This window comes from Ancylobacter amanitiformis (assembly GCF_030814815.1).
GTDB lineage: Bacteria > Pseudomonadota > Alphaproteobacteria > Rhizobiales > Xanthobacteraceae > Ancylobacter > Ancylobacter amanitiformis.
Genome location: NZ_JAUSVR010000007.1, coordinates 190159 through 207529, shown reverse-complemented (window position 1 = coordinate 207529; position 17371 = coordinate 190159). Strand labels below are relative to the sequence as shown.

The window sequence follows — 17371 nt, the reverse complement described above, 5'->3', positions numbered from 1 at the left end:
TCAGAGATTTGCCGACTCATGGTTCTTTTTTGAGCGGCTGATTCGTCCATTTCGCAGGCGCCCCCATCGCCCACCGCATGGCGATGGCGTTGCGCCTGAGCCCCCCCCTGTGTATGTTGTGTTCATCCGGTTCCGCCGGACCATCTCAGCGAAAAGTTGAGTTCACGTACTGCTCATTCTGACATGAGGAGGAGGTAGTCATGCGTTGTTTCTGCTACCCATCCTCTCCGCCAGAGCGTCCCTTCAGGGAATTACACGGCAACGCGATCCAATAGGATGCGATTGTCGGAGTGAGCAGCGAACGCGTTCATTTGTATTCGTTTTAGAACAATCAAACCTGTTACAGGACGGCAAGGTTCTTGCCGCGAAGGGGTACCTATGACGACGCGCATGGACAGAAGAAGGGTGGCCTGTCAGGGGTCTGACCGTGCCGAGGCCGAGGCCGGCTCCTTCTTCGCGGTTGACGATCGAGTTCTCGCGATCGAGTCCTGCGCCTGTCCCGTGGCGGCCGGCAGTTCCCCGCCCCGCTGAGACGATACCGCCGACAATCCAAGAGTACCGCCAAGAGTACCGGAGTTTCGGAACGGACCCGCAAGGGCCGCCGACGACGTTTCATCGACATCGACATGCGTGTCCGCTCGCCCATACCGCCCTTCCCGGCGGTGCTTCGGGTGAGGCGGGTGGCCGTCCTTGTCTTCCAACAACCGCAAAAAACCAGCGGAGCTACCATGTTCAAAGCCAGCAGCATCGAGTCTTCAGACGGTGTGGCGTATCCCGGCCGCGTATCCGGTGCCGGTTCACGAGTCGGTTTGGACAGTACCCCGCGTGAGTTGGACGAGGCCCCGCATCAGGCGTGGGATCGTGTGCGCCGCCGCCTGCGGGCGGAGATCGGCGAGGAAGTCTATTCGAGCTGGTTTCCCCGTCTGGAACTCGACGGCCTCGCGCGCGGCACCGTGCGGCTGTCCGTTCCGACGCGGTTTCTCAAGACCTGGATCCAGCAGCATTATGTCGAGCGCCTCACCGCGCTGTGGCAGGAAGAGGGTGGCGCCGAGCGTGTCGAACTGATCGTGCGCACCGCGGTGATGCGCGGCACGGGCACCGGCACGACCTCGACCGTCCGCCCGATCGTCGCGCCGGGCACCGTCCTGCGCACCGCCATCGAGGCGCGTCCGCTGGCCGCCGTCGCGTCGGCCGTCACCACGCCCGAAGTGGGCAATGGCTCGCCGCTCGACCACCGCCTGACCTTTGCCAGCTATCGGCTGGGCGATTCCAACCGCCTCGCCCATGCGGCCGCCCTCAAGGTGGCGGCGGCGCCCACCGGTGCCGGTCCGGTGTTCAACCCGCTTTATCTCCATGCCGCGGTCGGCCTCGGCAAGACCCATCTCCTGCAGGCCATCGCCGCCGCCGGCCCGGAGCATGGCCGGCGCGTCGTGTATCTCACCGCCGAGCGCTTCATGTACGGCTTCGTCGCCGCGCTGAAGAGCCAGTCGGCCATTGCCTTCAAGGAGCAGCTGCGCGGCATCGACACGCTGGTGATCGATGACCTGCAATTCCTCCAGGGCAAGAGCGTGCAGCAGGAATTCTGCCACACCCTCAATGCGCTGATGGATTCCGGGCGCCAGGTGGTGATCGCCGCCGATCGTCCGCCGGCCGAGCTTGACGCGCTGGAAGAGCGCGTGCGCTCCCGCCTTGCCGGCGGGCTGGTGGTGGAGATCGCCCCGCTCGACGAGGAATTGCGGCTGGAAATCCTCTCCGCCCGCATCCATGCGCTCGCCAGCCAGCACCCCGGCTTCCACGTGCCGCCGGACGTGCTCGCCTTCATCGCCCGCCATTGCGGGCAGAACGGGCGCGACCTCGATGGCGCACTCAACCGGCTGCTGGCCCATAACCAGCTGACCGCCCGCGCCATCACGCTGGAAATGGCCGAGACCGCCGTGCGCGACCTCGTCCGCTCCACCGAGCCCAAGCGCGTGCGGGTGGACGACATCCTGCGCATCGTCGCCAAGCACTACAACGTGACGCGCGCCGACATCCTCTCGCAGCGCCGCACCGCCAATGTGGTGAAGCCGCGCCAGATCGCGATGTATCTGGCGAAAACGCTGACCCTGCGCTCGCTGCCGGAGATCGGCCGCCGCTTCGGCGGACGCGACCACACCACCGTGCTGCACGCGGTGCGCAAGATCGAAGGCCTCATCGGCAGCGATCGCGCCATGGCCGATGAAGTCGAGGCGCTCAAGCGGCTCATCAACGACGAGTGACACGCGCGCCGGGCAAAGGCCCGGCGCGATGACATCCGGCGGCCCCTGCCTCAGGGACCGCCGCGACCCCTGCCATTTGCAGGTGCCTGTCGGGAGCCAGGGTGCGGCAGGTGAAGGAGACAGCGTGTGACACGCCGCGCTCCACAGGCCTCGATGCCTCCGGCACCGCGCCAGCTTCGACACTTTCCCCATTATTTCGCCGCGCTGCAGCGCACCGCGCTTGCTATCACGCGGTGCTGACGGCAATGTCGGCGCCCCCGGCGGCGCGCCCGCGCCGCCCGCCCGGGGCGCGGCATGGAGCGTGGCTTCGCGTCATGCGCGCTTCGTGCGCCTTCCGTTTCTCGTATAGCCACGGGTGTCGCGGCCATGAAGGTCACTGTCGAGCGGGCCGAGTTGCTCAAGTCACTCGCCCACGTTCATCGTGTCGTCGAACGGCGCAACACCATCCCGATCCTCGCCAACGTGCTGCTGCGCACCGATTCGCGCGGGCTGGCGCTGCGTGCCACCGACCTCGACATCGAGATCGTGGAGACGATTGCCGCCGAAGTCGGCCAGGAAGGCGCCACCACGGTTCCCGCGCACACGCTCTACGACATCGTGCGCAAGCTGCCCGAGGGCGCGCAGGTGCAGCTGGAGACTTCGGGCGACCGCGGCACGCTCACCGTGCGCGCCGGCCGTTCGCGCTTCGCGCTGCAGACATTGCCCGAGAACGAATTCCCCGACCTCGCCGCCGGCGAGATGACGCATACATTCACGATGCCGGCGGGCGAATTGAAGCGGCTGGTCGACAAGACCCAGTTCGCCATTTCGACCGAAGAAACCCGCTATTACCTGAACGGCATCTACCTGCATGTGGCGGATGCCGGCGGCCCCGTGCTGCGCGCCGTGGCAACCGACGGCCACCGCCTCGCCCAGGCCCAGACCGCCGCCCCCGCCGGCGCGGCCGGCATGCCCGGGGTGATCGTGCCGCGCAAGGCCGTCGCCGAGATCCAGCGGCTGGCCGACAATGCCGAGGCGGAAGTGACCGTGGAACTCTCCACCTCCAAGATCCGCGTCTCCCTCGATCGCGTGGTGCTGACCTCCAAGCTGATCGACGGCACCTTCCCCGATTACGGCCGCGTCATCCCCACCGGCAACGACAAGACGCTGATCGTCGACAAGGCCGACTTCGCCTCGGCGGTCGATCGCGTGTCCACGGTGGCGAGCGAGCGCGGGCGCGCGGTCAAGCTCTCCATCGCCGACGGCAAGCTGGTGCTCTCCGTCACCAACCCGGATTCGGGCAGCGCGACCGAGGAGATCGAGGTGGAATATGCCGCCGAGCCGATCGATATCGGGTTCAACAGCCGCTATCTCCTCGACATCACCTCGCAGATCGAAGGCGGCACCGCCGAGCTCAAGCTCGCCGATCCCGGCTCCCCGACCCTGGTGCAGGATCCGGACAAGCGCGGCGCGCTCTATGTGCTGATGCCGATGCGCGTGTGAGCCCGTCGCCGACATCTTCTCTCGCGGCATCCCGGGCCCGCGTCATCCGCCTGCGGCTGACGGATTTCCGCAGCTATCACGGGGCGGAGGTTCGCGCGGGGGATGGGCCGATCGTGCTGGTCGGACCGAACGGAGCGGGCAAGACCAATCTCCTGGAAGCCATTTCGCTGCTGGCGCCGGGGCGCGGCCTGCGCCGGGCCGGACTGGACCAGTTCGCCGCGCGGCTCCCTGACGGCACGCAGGCGCGCGGCTGGGCGGTCGCCGCCACGGTCGAGGGCGCCTATGGCGAGGTGGCGCTCGGCACCGGCATCGAGGCCGATGGCACCGAGGCGCGCACACGCCGCTGCCGTGTGGATGGCGAGCCGGTCGGTTCCGCCGCCGCCTTCGCCGACCATGTCCGCGTGGTGTGGCTGACCCCCGAAATGGATGGGCTGTTCACCGGCCCGCCCTCCGACCGTCGCCGCTTCCTCGACCGGCTGGTGCTGGCGGTGGATGCCGAGCACGGCGCGCGGGTGAATGCGCTGGAGCGCGCGCTACGCTCGCGCAACCGGCTGCTGGAAGAGATGTCGACCGACCCGCGCTATCTCGACGCCGTGGAGCAGGAACTCGCCGCCCTCGCGGTGGCGGTCGCCGCGGCGCGGCTGGAGACGGTGCGCCGGCTGGCCGCCGGCATCGCGCAGGGCCGCGAACGGGCGCGCGATGACGTCTCGCCCTTCCCCTTCGCCACGGTGGCGCTGGAGGGTGAGGTGGAGCGCGCGCTGGCCCGCGAGCCCGCCACCATCGTCGAGGACCAGTATCGCGACAGCCTGCGCGCCGGCCGCCCGCGCGACCGCGCCGCGGGGCGCACGCTGACCGGGCCGCACCTCACCGATTTTCTGGTCGGCCACGGCCCGAAGGCCATCCCCGCCGCGCAGGGCTCCACCGGCGAGCAGAAGGCGCTCCTGATCGGCCTCGCCCTCGCCCATGCCCGGCTGGTGGGCGAGATGGCCGGCATGGCGCCGGTCATGCTGCTGGACGATGTGGTGGCCTATCTCGATCCCGTGCGCCGCGCGGCGCTGTTCGCCGCGCTCGATGCGCTCGGCAGCCAGGTGTGGATGACCGGCGCCGACCCCTCCGCCTTCGCCGCGCTCGGCGGGCGGGCGGAGCGTTTCAACGTCACGCCGGGGCGGATCGTGCCGGCGGAGGGAGAGTGAGCATGCTCGACCACGTCTCGATCACCGTAGCGGACCTCTCCCGCGCCCTGCCCTTCTATGACGCCGTGATGGGCGCGCTGGGCGTGCCCTGCGTGCGGCGAGGGGCCAGCAGCGTCGGCTACGGCCAGCGCAACGGGCCGGATGATGACGGGCGCACCTATATCAGCGTGGTCGCCACGCGCGGTGCTGTTCTGGCCGACAACCGGCACTGGTACTTTCGCGCCGCCAGCCGCGCGGCGGTGGATGCCTTCCACGCCGCCGCTCTTGCCCATGGCGGGCACGATGACGGTGCGCCCGGGTTGCGGCCGGACTACCACTCCTCCTATTACGCCGCCTTCGTCACGGACCCGGACGGCAACCGGATCGAGGCGGTGTGCCATCGGCGCGAGAACGCCACCCTCGCTTGAACTTTCCGGCCCGGAACTCTATGAAGGCGGCTCGCGCGCGCGTCGCGCGCCTGTGAGCGTGATGCACCTCTTCGATCTCATCGTCTTTGCGGCCGCGCTGGCGCTGGCCGCGGCCTCGCCCGGCCCCAGCGTGATCGCCATTATCGCCCGCACGCTGGTGCGCGGCCGCGAGGGCTCCGCGCCGCTCGTGGCCGGCATCGTGCTGGGCGACATGGTGTGGTTGACGGGGGCCGCGCTGGGTCTGGCCGCGCTCGCCGTGGCGCTCGGCTCGCTGTTCGTGCTGGTGCGCCTTGCCGCCGCGGCCTATCTCGCCTATCTCGCGTGGAAGATGTGGACCGCGCCCGCGCACGCGATCAAGGCGGCCGAAATCCGCGAAGCCGATTCCTCGCTGGGCCTGTTCTTCACCGGCCTCGGCATGACTCTCGGCAATCCCAAGGCGATGGCGTTCTACCTCGCGTTGCTGCCGAGCCTTGTTGACCTGAACCACATCAGCGCGCTCGGCTTTGCCGAGCTCTACGCGGTCATCGCCGTCGTGCTGACACTGGTTTTCGCCAGCTATGTCGCGCTGGCGCACAAGGCGCGGCACCTCGCCGGCAGCACGCGCAGCATTCGCCTGATCAACCGCGCCTGCGGAACAGCCATGGCGGGCGCCGCGGTGCTGGTGGCGACGAAATAAACACGCATTTGCGGTACAAAAGACCCATCAATTCAAACGATTCGCAGAGCTGGACCCCATGGCCGAACCCGACAACGCCCCGACCCCTGTCTCCAACGGGGATGATTACGGCGCGCAGTCGATCCAGGTGCTGCGCGGACTCGATGCCGTGCGCAAGCGGCCGGGCATGTATATCGGCGATACCGATGACGGCTCGGGCCTGCACCACATGGTCTACGAGGTGGTGGACAATGCCATCGACGAGGCGCTGGCCGGCTATGCCGACGAGGTCACCGTCACGCTCAATGCCGAGGGCTCGGTCACGGTGACCGACAATGGCCGCGGCATTCCCACCGACATCCATTCCGAGGAAGGCGTGTCGGCAGCCGAGGTCATCATGACCCAGCTGCATGCCGGCGGCAAATTCAACCAGAATTCCTACAAGGTCTCCGGCGGACTGCACGGCGTCGGCGTCTCGGTGGTGAACGCGCTCTCGACCACGCTCGACCTGACCATCTGGCGCAACGGGCTGGAGCACCATATGCGCTTCCGCGACGGCAATGCCGAGGGGGCGCTGGCCGTGAAGGGCCCGGCGCCGGCGGGCCGGCGCGGCACCATGGTCACGTTCGTGCCGAGCCCGAACACGTTCACCCATATCGCCTTCGACTACGCGACGCTGGAACACCGGCTGCGCGAGCTCGCCTTCCTCAATTCCGGCGTGCGCATCGTGCTCACCGACGCCCGCAGTGCCGAGGTGAAGCGCGAGGAGATGATGTATGAGGGCGGCGTCGAAGCCTTCGTGCAGTATCTCGACCGCTCCAAGCAGGCCTTGCTGCCCAAGCCCATCGTCATTCGCGCCGAACGCGACGGCATCCTGGTGGAATGCGCTCTCTCGTGGAACGACAGCTACCACGAGAACGTGCTGTGCTTCACCAACAACATCCCGCAGCGCGACCGCGGCACCCATTTCACGGGCTTTGCCGCCGCGCTGACGCGCCAGATGATCGGCTATTCCGAGCGCACCGGCATCGCCAAGAAGGAAAAGGTGGAGCCCACCGGCGAGGATTGCCGCGAGGGCCTCACCGCCGTGCTCTCGGTGAAGGTGCCGGACCCGAAATTCTCCTCGCAGACCAAGGACAAGCTGGTCTCCTCCGAGGTGCGCCCGGTCGTCGAGGCGCTGGTGAACGAGGCGCTCGGCTCCTGGCTGGAGGAGCACCCGACCGAGGGCAAGGCGCTCATCACCAAGGTGGTGGAAGCCGCCGCGGCGCGTGAGGCGGCCCGCAAGGCGCGCGAACTCACCCGCCGCAAGAACCCGCTCGACGTCGCCTCGCTGCCCGGCAAGCTCGCCGACTGCCAGGAGCGCGACCCCGCCAAGTCCGAACTGTTCATCGTCGAGGGCGACTCGGCCGGCGGCTCCGCCAAGATGGGGCGCAACCGCGCCTTCCAGGCGATCCTGCCGCTGCGCGGCAAGATCCTCAACGTGGAGCGCGCGCGCTTCGACAAGATGCTGTCTTCCGAGATGATCGGCACGCTGATCACCGCGCTCGGCACCGGCATCGGCCGCGACGACTTCAACGTCGCCAAGCTGCGCTACCACAAGATCATCATCATGACCGACGCGGATGTCGACGGCTCGCATATCCGCACCCTGCTCCTGACCTTCTTCTTCCGCCAGATGCCGGAACTGCTGGATCGCGGCCACATCTACATCGCCCAGCCCCCGCTCTATAAGGTCTCGCGCGGCAAGTCCGAGCAATACCTCAAGGATGAGCGCTCGCTGGAGGACTACCTCATCAACCAGGGGCTGGAAGAGGCCTCGCTGATCCTGGCCTCGGGCGAGGTGCGCGCGGGCGCCGACCTGCACCACGTGCTGGAGAACACCCGCACCTTCCGCCATGTGATGAACGGACTGCACCCGCGCTACAACCGCGCGGTGGTAGAACAGGCCGCGATCGCCGGCGCCCTCTCGCCGGGCCTTCTGGTGGACGAGGAGCGCGCCGCCGCCATCGCGGCCGTGGTGGCCTCGCGCCTCGACCTCATCGCCGAGGAGACCGAGCGCGGCTGGCTCGGCGAGGCGGACGGGGCCGGCTTCAAGTTCACGCGCACCGTGCGCGGCGTGAAGGAAGTGGCCGTGCTGGACGCCACCTTCGTCGGCTCGGCCGAGGCGCGCCGGCTCGACAGCCTCGCCGCTGAGCTGCAGGAAGTGCATGCCGAGCCTGCCACGCTGCGCCGCAAGGGCGCGGAAACGGTGGTCTTCGGCCCGATGGACCTGTTCGACGTCGTCACCGATGCCGGGCGCAAGGGCATTTCGCTGCAGCGCTACAAAGGCCTGGGCGAGATGAACGCCGAGCAGCTGTGGGAGACCACGCTCGATGTCAATGCGCGCTCGCTGCTGCAGGTGAGCGTGAAGGAGCAGCTCGACGCCGACGACCTGTTCAGCCGCCTGATGGGCGACGTGGTGGAGCCGCGCCGCGTCTTCATCCAGGACAACGCCCTGCGCGCCAGCGTCGACGTGTAACCGCTGTCATATCTCCGGCCCCGCTGCCGAAGATGTGACGCGGGGACGGCTCGCCCTGTCGCCTGCGGGCGCCATAGTGTGGGAACTTCCCTGACGACAGGAGGCTCCCATGTGCTTCGCCATTCGACCCTTCATCGGCACGATCGGCCTCGCCGCCCTGCTCGCTGCTAACGCGCCCGCCCTTGCCCATCACGGCTGGTCCTGGGCGAACAGCGAGAAGATGACGCTGCAGGGCACGATCAAGACCATCTCCATGGCGCCGCCGCACCCGACGCTGCATGTCACCGCGGCGGACGGCACGCTGTGGCAGGTCGATCTCGGCAATCCGCGGCAGACCGCCGATTCCGGCTTCACCGGCAACACCGCCAAGCCGGGCGACGCCATCACCGTGCTCGGCAACCGCAACCTCGATTCCGCCAAGGCGCATATGAAGGCGGTGCGCATCACCATCGCCGGCAAGAATTACGACATGTATCCGGAGCGGATCGGCACCAACTGACCCGCGCCCGTGGAGACGCTGACGGAACTGGCAACCGCGCTCGGCGTCTGGCCCGGCGCGCAGTGGCTGCGCGCCTCGTGGGTCGCCTATCTCGTGGTGAATGCCGTGCATATCATCGGCATCGCGCTGCTGGTCGGCCCGATCGTCATCCTCGATCTGCGCCTCATGGGCGCGTGGCGCCATCTGCCGCTCAGCGCCCTCGCGCCGCTGCTCTCGCATGTCGCGGCCTTTGGGCTTGGCCTTGCCGTGCTGGCGGGCGCGTGGCTGTTCACCGTGCGCCCGGCGGAATATCTCGCCAACCCGGCTTTCGGCTGGAAGCTGGCGCTCATCGCGCTGGCGCTGGCCAATATCGCCGTCCAGCACGCCAATCCGGCCTATCGCCGGGCGCTGGCGACCGACCTCGCTTCCGCCGGCGTGAAGCTCTCGGCCGCCGCCTCGGCGCTGCTGTGGGTCGGCGTCGTCATCGCCGGGCGCTGGATCGGCTTTGCCTGAGGGCGGCACGAAATCCGTCAAAGGCCCCCTCGCCTTGGCTGCTGCCGGGAACTAGACTGCCGGCCTCTCCCCGTGTTCCTGCCGCGTGACGCTCATGATCCAACCCCTTTCCCCCTCCCCCCGCACCGGCGCCCGCATCCTGGTGGACGCTCTTCTCGCCAACGGCGTCACCCGGGCCTTCGGCGTGCCGGGCGAGAGCTATCTCGACGTGCTCGACGCCTTGGTCGACACCAAGGTCGATTTCGTCGTCTGCCGACAGGAGAGCGGCGCGGCGATGATGGCGGAGGCGGCGGGCAAGCTCACCGGCAAACCTGGCATCTGCTTTGTCACGCGCGGGCCGGGCGTGACCAATGCGAGCGCGGGCGTGCATGTCGCGCAGCAGGATTCCACGCCGATGATCCTGTTCGTCGGCCAGATCTCGCGCTCCATGCGCGGGCGCGAGGCGTTTCAGGAGGTGGATTACCGCGCCGTGTTCGGCACGCTGGCGAAATGGGCGGTGGAGATCGACGAGGCCGCGCGCATCCCCGAGATCATCGCCCGCGCCTTCCGTGTCGCCACGCAGGGCCGGCCCGGCCCCGTGGTGATCGCGCTGCCCGAGGACACGCTGAGCGAGATGGCCAGCGTGGCCGATGCTCCCGCCGTCGAGCCCGCCGAGACCTGGCCGGGCCAAACCGACATGATGCGGCTGCAGAAGCTGCTCTGGGCGGCCGCCAAGCCGATCCTGATCCTTGGCGGCGCGCGCTGGAACCCGAAGGCGGTGGCGAGCGTGGTGCGCTTCGCCGAGCGGTTCGACCTGCCGGTGGCCGCTTCGTTCCGCCGGCAGATGCTGTTTCCCGCCGATCACCCGAGCTATGCCGGCGATGTCGGGCTGGGCATCAACCCCAAGCTGGTGGCCCGGCTGAAGGGGGCGGACCTCGTCATCGTCGCCGGCGGGCGGCTGGGCGAGGTGCCCTCGCAGGGCTACAGCCTGTTCGGCATACCCGATCCCGGCGTGAAGCTGGTGCATGTGCATGCCGACCCGGACGAACTCGGCCGCGTCTACCAGCCCCTGCTCGCCATCAACGCCTCGTCCGCCGCCTTCGCCGCGGCGCTGGAAGGCGTGCAGCCACCGACCGCGATTGCGTGGAGCGGCTGGCGGGAGGAGGCGCGGGCCGATTATCTCGCCTGGACCGAGGAGCCCCCGGCCAATCCCGGCGCGGTGCAGATGGCCACATTGGTGCGCTATCTGCGCGCCCTGCCGGCGGATTCCATCATCTGCAACGGGGCGGGCAATTTCGCCACCTGGGTGCACCGCTTCCACCGCTTCCGCAGCTTCGGCAGCCAGCTCGCCCCGACCTCCGGCTCGATGGGCTATGGCGTGCCCGCGGCCATCGCCGCCAAGCGCGCCAACCCGAAGCGGACCGTGGTCGCGGTGGCGGGCGACGGCGATTTCCTGATGACGGGGCAGGAATTCGCCACCGCCGTGCAATACGACATCCCGATCGTGGTGGTGCTGATCGACAATGGCATGTACGGCACCATCCGCATGCATCAGGAGCGCGAATTCCCCGCGCGCGTCTATGCCACCACGCTGAAGAACCCCGATTTCGCCGCCTATGCCCGCGCCTTTGGCGGCTTCGGCATCACGGTGGAGACGGATGCGGAATTCGCCCCGGCGATCGATGCCGCCTTCGCCTCGGGAAAGCCTTCGATCGTGCATGTGAAGCTCGACCCGGAGGCGATCACGCCGGTCGCGAGCCTCTCAACGATCCGGGAAAAGGCGCTGGCCGCCAAGGCAGCCGGCCAGTGACGACCTGACATGCCGTTCTTGATTTGTTCGAGAAACTGCATATCTTCGATTTCAAACGATGGAGTCGAAGATATGAAGTGTGAACACTATTTGATTGAGCAAGCGAAGCTGCATGCCGCTACTCGCGGGGAACTCGCCATCCTGCGTGCAAATTCGTATAAGCCTCTATCGAATAATAGCGTTCTTCCGAAATGCTATGCTTGCTATATTGACAAAGAAATTGACGTCGAACTGATAGGATCTCTAGCAGGAGATACATCAAAGTACGACATTTTTAGATGCCCCTCTTGCAGGGGGCTCTTCGAGACGCCTGTCTGACGAATTCTGAAACTTAACTATTCCTGCGCCACCACACGGACCGGGGCATGGGCGAGGCGGCGGTAGAGCCGGCGCTCCTGCACCAGCGGCCACCATTCGAACAGGAAGATCTCCATCGGCCGCCAGTTGGCGACCCAGCCGAGGATGATGAGACCCTCCATCACCACTTCGGCAAGGCGCGAATTGGGGAACAGGCCGACCAGCGATTGGCCCACCACCAGGCACAGGCCGAGCACGATCAGGCCGATGACCAGCATCTTGCGACCGAGCGTGAACAGCTTGGTCAACTCGGACGAACGCCGCTCGGACTGCCGCTCGAAATGACGATGGGCGATGTCCGGCAGGCTCTGCGCCAGCGCGCCCGCCGCCTGCGCTTGCGGCAGGTGGATGGCAATGGCCAGATGCGTCTCGGGCGGCAGATCGCCGGCGTGATCGCAGATATACTCGTCGACATCGCCGTCCAGCCCGCGCTCGCGGAACGGGAACGGATCGAGCATGTCGAGCAGTTGCTGCGGATCGTCCACCCTCAGGTCGATCCGCCCCTTTTCCCGTTTGGGCATGTGCCGCTCCCTCCGAGAGCCGTCCGGCGAACGCGCGTTTCACCGCGCGCGTCCCGGCCGGCCCTGTCCGCCTATCGCGCCTCGGCAGACCGGGAACCCTGCCCGAGGGTTCCCGGCCGCCGTTCGAAGCTCAGGCGGCGCCCTGTGCCAGTTCGCCGGCCAGCGCGCGGGCGATGAGCGCGCGCGTCTCCGGGATGCCATAGGCCGCGACGAAGGAGCCGAAGCGCGGCCCCTCCTTCTCGCCCAGCAGCAATTCGTAGAGCGCGCTGAACCAGGCGAATGTCACGCCGGGGCCGCCGCTGGGGCTCTTGCGCTTGTGGTCCTGGTAGCGCGGCTCGGCGCGGCCGACATCCAGCACCGCGTTCTGGATCGCGTCGCGATCGGAGCCGTCCAGCCCCGCCAGCGCGGCATCGAGCGCCGCGAGCGCCTGGGCCTCCACCGCGTCCGGCAGGCGATAGACGCGGCGCGGCTTCACCCGGTCGACGAAGTAGCGGACGGCATAGCCCGCCAGCTGGTCGAGCGTGGGGTGCGTCTCCGGCGACGTGCCGGGCGCGTAGCGCTCGATGAAGCGCCACAGCACGGCCTTGTCCTCGGCATTGGAGGCGGAGGCGAGCTTGAGCATGAGGCCGAAGGTCAGCGGCAGTTCCTCGACCGGGGGATTTCCGGCGTGGATGTGCCAGACCGGGTTGCCCAGGCGGTTCTTCAGATCCTGCGAGGGGTAGCGGGCGAGGAAGTTGAAATACTCGTCCACCGCCTTCGGGATCACGTCGAAATGCAGCTTCTTGGCCGAGCGCGGCGACTGGAACATGTACAGCGCCAGGCTCTCCGGGCTGGCATAGGTCAGCCAGTCGTCAATAGTGATGCCATTGCCCTTGGACTTCGAAATCTTCTGGCCGTTCTCGTCGAGGAACAGCTCATAGACGAAGTGCTCGGGCGCCACGCCGCCGAGAATGTCGCAGATCGCGTCATAGATCGGCGCGTTGGTCTGGTGGTCCTTGCCGAACATCTCGAAATCGACGTCGAGCGCCGCCCAGCGGGCGCCGAAATCCGGCTTCCACTGCAGCTTCACCTTGCCGCCGGTGACGGGCACGGTCTTGTCCTCCCCGTCCTCGTCGGTGAAGGTGACGGTGCCGGCCTTGGCGTCCACCGCCTTCAGCGGCACGTAGAGCACGCGGCCCGAGACCGGCGAGATCGGCAGGAAGGGCGAATAGGTCGCCTGCCGCTCCTCGCCGAGCGTCGGCAGCATCACGTCCATGATGGCGTCATACGTCTCGGCTGCCTTGAGCAGCACCGCGTCGAGCTTGCCGGAGGCGTAGTACTCGGTCGCGCTGGCGAACTCGTAATCGAAGCCGAACGTGTCGAGGAAGCGCCGCAGCATCGCGTTGTTATGATCGCCGAAGCTCGCATAGCCGCCGCCGAACGGGTTCGGCACCTTGGTCAGCGGCATCTGCAGGTACGGCTTCAGCGCGGCGGGATCCGGCACGTTTTCCGGGATCTTGCGCATGCCGTCCATGTCGTCGGAAAAGCACAGCAGGCGCGTCGGGATCTTGCCCTCGGTGAGCACATGGAAAGCGTGGCGCACCATGGTGGTGCGCGCCACTTCGCCGAACGTGCCGATATGGGGCAGGCCCGAGGGACCGTAGCCGGTCTCGAACAGCACCTCGTCCTTCGGTTTCCGCTTCAGGCGCTCGATGATCTTGCGGGCTTCCTCGAACGGCCAGGCGCCGGCATTCTCGGCCAGCGTGCGCAGTTCGGCTGCAAAATCCTCGACCGGAGCGGTCGCCGTCATGGTCTGCCCTCCTGGGCTCAGCGATACAAACGCGACAAGGCGCCCTCAAGGCGCACCGCCGCATGCTCTAGGTAGTGCGGGAGCCCGCGTCAATAAACGCTGATGGGAAACCAGCGCAGATACAGGTCGGTATAGACGCCTTCCTCCCAGATCTGGGCGAGCGCGTAATTCAGCGACTGGCGCAGCGCGTCATTGCCCTGCTTGACGGCGATGCCCATGCCCTCGCCGAAGAACAGGCTCTCGGTGAAGGGCCCGCCGACAAAGGCGCAGCAGCCGGCAGAGGCGGTGCCGTTGAGCCAGAGCGCCAGTTGCACCCCGTCGCCGAACACGAGGTCCACCTCGCCCTTCTGCAGGGCCTCGCGGGCGGCCTCGGGGCTGGGGAAGGAGCGGATGTCGGCCTCGGCGAAGAAGCTGCGCAGATAGGCCTCATGCGCCGTGCCTCCGACCACGCCGACCTTGCGGGAGGCGATGGCATCGGGCGTGACCGCCGCGACCGTGCCGCCACGGCGGGTGACGAAGCGCGCCGGCGAGCGGAAATAGCGATCGGTGAACTCCACCGCCTGCCGGCTCAAGGGGGTGATGGCGATGCCGGCAATGGCGGCATCGGCCTTGCCCTCATCAAGCGCGGCGACCAGCGCGTCGAACGGCATGATCTCCAGCGTGCAGGTGATGGCCAGCTCGGTGCAGATGGCGCGGGCGATGTCCACATTGAAGCCGGCCGGCCTGCCGCCCTCGTCACGGAAGCTGAAGGGGGGGTAGTCATCGGTGGTGACGAAGCGGATCTGCATCGGCAGCCGGGTGACGTCCGGCCGCTCGGGCCGGCGCTTCGGGTCCCAGAAGCCGGGCACGGCAACGCTGGAGGCGGGGCCGGCGGGGCCGGCCGTCTGCGCCTGCGGCACGCCGCCGGGAGCAAACGAGGCGAGCATCGTGGCGAGCAGGCACGCCACGAGTGTCTGGCGAGCGATTCCCGCCGCATGAACGGCCCGCGCCGCCGAAACGATGCGCGCCTTTCGAAGGACTCGACGAAGATAAGCGGAATATCTCAAACTGGCCTCGAACCTGCCACCGCCGGACGGCGCGCGCCCTCTTCTAGCGCGGCGCCGCCGGCGAGGCGAGGGTTCGCTGATGGCTTTGGACGGGGGCGGCAATGAGACGACAGCTGCCCGCCGCGGCCAGCGAGCCTGCGGCCCCGCCGATCGAAATCATCGGCATGGTCGCCCGGCTCGACGCCGGCGACATCGCTTTCGCCACCGAGCGTGCCCTCCTCACCGGCGTGGGAGCCGACGAGGTTCTGCTGGCCGCCGGCGCCGCGGAGGCGGATGCGCTCGGCGAGGCAAGCGCGCGCGTGCTCGGCCTCGACTTTGCCCCGCTCGCAGGCGAGGAGCCGGCGCGCAGCACCTCTCGCCCCGCCTATGCCGATCTCGTCGCGCTGCTGCATTCAGGCCTGATGCGCCTGCCCGATGGCCGGCTGGTGGTGGCCGCGCGCGGCACGCGGCTGCGCGAACTGGCGGCCCGGCTGGCGAGCCGGCCGGAGCTGCGCTCGGCGCTGCTGCTGTCCACGCCCGAGCGGCTGGCCGCCCTGGTGCGCCGGCGCTTCGCCGCCACGCTCGCCGAGCAGGCGGCATTCGGGCTCAAGCGCGACCAGCCCCGCCTGAGTGCGGGCACGCTCGGGGCGACGCGCGGGCTTTTCCTGGTTCTGGCCGGCCTGCTGGCTCTCGCCCCGCTGCTGCTTCGCCTTCTCCCCGGCCCGCTGGCGCTGGCGCTGACCAGCGTCACCGCGCTCATGCTGCTGGGCTGGAGCACACTGCGCCTCGCCGCCTGCGCCGGGAGCGCGATGCAGACCGGCCCGCCACCGATGCGCGACGACCGGCGGCTGCCGGTTTATTCCCTGATCGTGCCGCTGTACCGCGAGGCCCGCATCGTGCCCCAGCTCGTCGCGGCGCTTCGGGCGATCGACTATCCCCCCGAGAAACTCCAGATTCTCCTCGTCATCGAAGCCGACGACCCACAGACCGCAGCCGCCCTTGCGGACCATGCGAACCGGCCCGGCTTCGAGGTGCTGATCGCGCCCGGCGCGGGACCACGCACCAAGCCAAAGGCGCTCAACGCCGCCCTGCCCTTCGCCCGCGGCAGCATCGTGGGCATTTTTGACGCCGAGGACATTCCCGATCCCGACCAGCTGCGCCGGGTCTGCGCGCTGTTCGCCAGCCGGGGCGGGGCGAAGATCGGCTGCGTTCAGGCGCGGATCGCCATCGACAATGTGGCCGACAGCTGGATCACCCGGCAGTTCGCCGCCGAATATGCCGGCCATTTCGACGTGCTGCTGCCGCTGCTTGGCGGCTGCCGCCTGCCCTTTCCGCTTGGGGGAACCTCAAACCATTTCCGCCGCGAGGTGCTGGAGGAGATTGGCGGCTGGGACCCCTACAACGTGACCGAGGATGCCGATCTCGGCGTCCGGCTGGTCCGGCACGGCTGGAAGGCGGCAGTGATCGATTCCACCACCGGCGAGGAGGCGCCGCGCCGCTTTCACGCGTGGCTGCGCCAGCGCACCCGCTGGTACAAGGGCTGGATGCAGACCATCCCTCGCGGCTCGCAGCATTGAAAACATTGAGCTTTTCGGCGCGGCACTTGAGCTAAACCGTACCGTAAAACCTGAGCACTCGTCAACGTCGCGGGAGACCCATGATTGAAACCCTTCACGAACGTCTCGGCCGCTGGCCTTATGCCCTTCTCGGTGTCGCCCTCGTTGTGTGGATGCTCCCCGCCCTCGCGCAGCTCCGGTTCAGCTACTACCCGAGCACCCGAAGCGGGCTCATCAAAGTCGACCGACTCACGGGCCGGATGCAGATGTGCAACGTCGTTGGACCTCCTCGCGCCGAATGGATCGAGTGTGCACCCGGCAAACCCTAGTGTTTCGCCCGCCGACATCATCACGGACTTCCCTACCCACCCACCGCAGGAACACGCCATGACTCTCAGTGCCTTCACGAACGTCTCGTCCCCCACCACCCTGCCCACCACCGACGCCCAAGCCATTGCCTTCGCGCTCGACCACTTGGAGCCCTACGAAGTGCCGGAGTTCTTGAAGGACTGGCGAGATGGAAAGAGCCTGAGGCCTTGGATGCCTGATGGTGTCTCACCGGAGGACGACAACATGGTGGGCGAGGATTGATGCAGAATTGGCCCTGAGTTCGCTGGGCTCACATTGCCACCTAGCGGCGAACTTGGGGGCGATCACATGGCGGATACGGCCCCGGACGGACTTAAGGTGTGGGGCCGATCCTGATGATGGTGAGCGGGGTCGACCACATGCTAGAGCAAGTGCTTGTTTCAGAATACTTTTTTGCCTGAATACTCCCATAATGTAATCAGTTATCCTCCCTCTTGATAAGACGTAGCGTCGCCGGTTAG

The 17371-nt window shown here is 67.7% G+C and carries 14 protein-coding genes; 11 read left to right on the top strand and 3 right to left on the bottom strand.

All coding sequences use genetic code 11. The features are described from left to right. The first annotated feature begins 830 nt into the window (after positions 1-830). The 9 genes from dnaA to QOZ99_RS12790 all read left to right on the top strand — a co-directional run bounded on the left by dnaA (position 831) and on the right by QOZ99_RS12790 (position 11293). Positions 831-2258, top strand: a complete 1428-nt coding sequence (gene dnaA, locus QOZ99_RS12830) for a chromosomal replication initiator protein DnaA (protein ID WP_370876849.1) — start codon at positions 831-833, stop codon at positions 2256-2258. Between the two features lie 366 nt (positions 2259-2624). Then, on the top strand, positions 2625-3740 hold the full coding sequence (gene dnaN, locus QOZ99_RS12825; RefSeq protein WP_306890373.1) for a DNA polymerase III subunit beta: 1116 nt from the start codon (positions 2625-2627) through the stop codon (positions 3738-3740). Then, positions 3737-4933 (top strand): DNA replication/repair protein RecF, encoded by a 1197-nt coding sequence (recF, locus tag QOZ99_RS12820; RefSeq protein ID WP_306890372.1) that lies wholly within the window; start codon positions 3737-3739, stop codon positions 4931-4933. Before dnaN ends, recF begins: the two co-directional genes overlap by 4 nt. A 2-nt stretch (positions 4934-4935) precedes the next feature. Then, positions 4936-5340, top strand: a complete 405-nt coding sequence (locus tag QOZ99_RS12815) for a VOC family protein (RefSeq protein WP_306890371.1) — start codon at positions 4936-4938, stop codon at positions 5338-5340. A gap of 61 nt (positions 5341-5401) precedes the next feature. Then, complete coding sequence (locus QOZ99_RS12810; RefSeq protein WP_306890370.1) at positions 5402-6016, top strand: LysE family translocator; 615 nt, start codon at positions 5402-5404, stop codon at positions 6014-6016. A 58-nt stretch (positions 6017-6074) separates the two neighbouring features. Further along, positions 6075-8513 (top strand): DNA topoisomerase (ATP-hydrolyzing) subunit B, encoded by a 2439-nt coding sequence (gyrB, locus tag QOZ99_RS12805; RefSeq protein ID WP_306890369.1) that lies wholly within the window; start codon positions 6075-6077, stop codon positions 8511-8513. 109 nt (positions 8514-8622) lie between these two features. Next, a complete protein-coding gene (locus QOZ99_RS12800; RefSeq protein ID WP_306890368.1) occupies positions 8623-9012 on the top strand; it encodes a DUF6152 family protein in 390 nt (129 codons plus the stop codon). A 9-nt stretch (positions 9013-9021) separates the two neighbouring features. Then, entirely contained in the window at positions 9022-9504 is a 483-nt protein-coding gene (locus QOZ99_RS12795) for a DUF6644 family protein (RefSeq protein WP_306890367.1), read from the top strand. A gap of 94 nt (positions 9505-9598) precedes the next feature. Next, positions 9599-11293 (top strand): thiamine pyrophosphate-binding protein, encoded by a 1695-nt coding sequence (locus tag QOZ99_RS12790; protein WP_306890365.1) that lies wholly within the window; start codon positions 9599-9601, stop codon positions 11291-11293. 335 nt (positions 11294-11628) lie between these two features. Here the strand turns inward: QOZ99_RS12790 and QOZ99_RS12785 are convergent, their stop codons facing one another. The 3 genes from QOZ99_RS12785 to QOZ99_RS12775 form a co-directional block, all read right to left on the bottom strand. After that, a complete protein-coding gene (locus QOZ99_RS12785; protein ID WP_306890364.1) occupies positions 11629-12171 on the bottom strand; it encodes a hypothetical protein in 543 nt (180 codons plus the stop codon). A gap of 130 nt (positions 12172-12301) precedes the next feature. Further along, positions 12302-13960 carry a lysine--tRNA ligase gene (locus QOZ99_RS12780; RefSeq protein WP_306890363.1) on the bottom strand — a complete coding sequence of 553 codons (1659 nt, stop codon included), beginning with the start codon at positions 13958-13960 and terminating at the stop codon, positions 12302-12304. A gap of 89 nt (positions 13961-14049) precedes the next feature. Further along, positions 14050-14886, bottom strand: a complete 837-nt coding sequence (locus QOZ99_RS12775) for a transporter substrate-binding domain-containing protein (RefSeq protein WP_370876848.1) — start codon at positions 14884-14886, stop codon at positions 14050-14052. A gap of 221 nt (positions 14887-15107) precedes the next feature. Between QOZ99_RS12775 and QOZ99_RS12770 the strand changes: the two genes are divergently transcribed. Together QOZ99_RS12770 and QOZ99_RS12765 are read left to right on the top strand one after the other, a co-directional pair. After that, a complete protein-coding gene (locus tag QOZ99_RS12770; RefSeq protein ID WP_306890361.1) occupies positions 15108-16562 on the top strand; it encodes a glycosyltransferase in 1455 nt (484 codons plus the stop codon). Between the two features lie 366 nt (positions 16563-16928). After that, the gene (locus QOZ99_RS12765; RefSeq protein WP_306890360.1) at positions 16929-17132 is read left to right on the top strand and encodes a hypothetical protein; all 204 of its coding nucleotides are present in this window, start codon (positions 16929-16931) and stop codon (positions 17130-17132) included. Positions 17133-17371: the final 239 nt, after the last annotated feature.

What these genes read in the sequence shown, in the direction of transcription:
- dnaN (WP_306890373.1), top strand. Translation starts at nt 2,625, where the DNA reads ATGAAGGTCACTGTCGAGCGGGCCGAGTTGCTCAAGTCACTCGCCCAC.
- QOZ99_RS12815 (WP_306890371.1), top strand. Translation starts at nt 4,936, where the DNA reads ATGCTCGACCACGTCTCGATCACCGTAGCGGACCTCTCCCGCGCCCTG.
- QOZ99_RS12810 (WP_306890370.1), top strand. Translation starts at nt 5,402, where the DNA reads ATGCACCTCTTCGATCTCATCGTCTTTGCGGCCGCGCTGGCGCTGGCC.
- gyrB (WP_306890369.1), top strand. Translation starts at nt 6,075, where the DNA reads ATGGCCGAACCCGACAACGCCCCGACCCCTGTCTCCAACGGGGATGAT.
- QOZ99_RS12800 (WP_306890368.1), top strand. Translation starts at nt 8,623, where the DNA reads ATGTGCTTCGCCATTCGACCCTTCATCGGCACGATCGGCCTCGCCGCC.
- QOZ99_RS12790 (WP_306890365.1), top strand. Translation starts at nt 9,599, where the DNA reads ATGATCCAACCCCTTTCCCCCTCCCCCCGCACCGGCGCCCGCATCCTG.
- QOZ99_RS12785 (WP_306890364.1), bottom strand. Translation starts at nt 12,171, where the DNA reads ATGCCCAAACGGGAAAAGGGGCGGATCGACCTGAGGGTGGACGATCCG.
- QOZ99_RS12780 (WP_306890363.1), bottom strand. Translation starts at nt 13,960, where the DNA reads ATGACGGCGACCGCTCCGGTCGAGGATTTTGCAGCCGAACTGCGCACG.
- QOZ99_RS12775 (WP_370876848.1), bottom strand. Translation starts at nt 14,886, where the DNA reads ATGCTCGCCTCGTTTGCTCCCGGCGGCGTGCCGCAGGCGCAGACGGCC.
- QOZ99_RS12770 (WP_306890361.1), top strand. Translation starts at nt 15,108, where the DNA reads ATGAGACGACAGCTGCCCGCCGCGGCCAGCGAGCCTGCGGCCCCGCCG.
- QOZ99_RS12765 (WP_306890360.1), top strand. Translation starts at nt 16,929, where the DNA reads ATGACTCTCAGTGCCTTCACGAACGTCTCGTCCCCCACCACCCTGCCC.